Source organism: Rhizobium phaseoli (assembly GCF_010668805.1).
Classification (GTDB): domain Bacteria; phylum Pseudomonadota; class Alphaproteobacteria; order Rhizobiales; family Rhizobiaceae; genus Rhizobium; species Rhizobium phaseoli_A.
The window spans coordinates 1-430 of sequence record NZ_WUFT01000083.1 but is presented as its reverse complement, the minus strand read 5'-3'; the positions used below and the strand labels follow the sequence as shown (position 1 = coordinate 430).

Below are 430 nucleotides of genomic sequence, written 5' to 3'. Positions count from 1 at the left end.
TCGCACACATGCAGTCCTTCCACGCCATACACCGCGCCGTCCGAATCGGTCACGGCCAGCGGATCATCGGGCGCGCCCATTCTGCACGTTCCCGACGGACGCCACGTTCCGCCAACCGATCGCGTGACGAACTCGGTCATCGCCTGATCATCGGCCAGCAGTTCATCGATTGAAACACCCTGTGTCACCACGCGCCGGATCAGCGACCCGCGCAACGGCCCGGCGATATCGAGCAGCGCGCTCAACGCCCCACGCTGCAACGCGTTCCACATGCCCGGCACGGCCACCGCCGCGACGCGCGGCGAATAGCTCGACGGAAAAATCGCATCGCGATGGGCGGCCATCGAAGGCGCCGCCAGCGTCTGCGCACCGAACCGTAACGCGAGCTTCAACCGTTCGAGATCGCGCGGGTCCGACAGCATAGCGAAGT

Annotated in this window: 1 protein-coding gene; it reads right to left on the bottom strand. The window is 65.8% G+C overall.

From position 1 onward, the window contains the following. A partial coding sequence (locus GR197_RS31475) for a GMC oxidoreductase (RefSeq protein ID WP_246724745.1) occupies nucleotides 1–430 on the bottom strand: 430 nt, incomplete at both ends.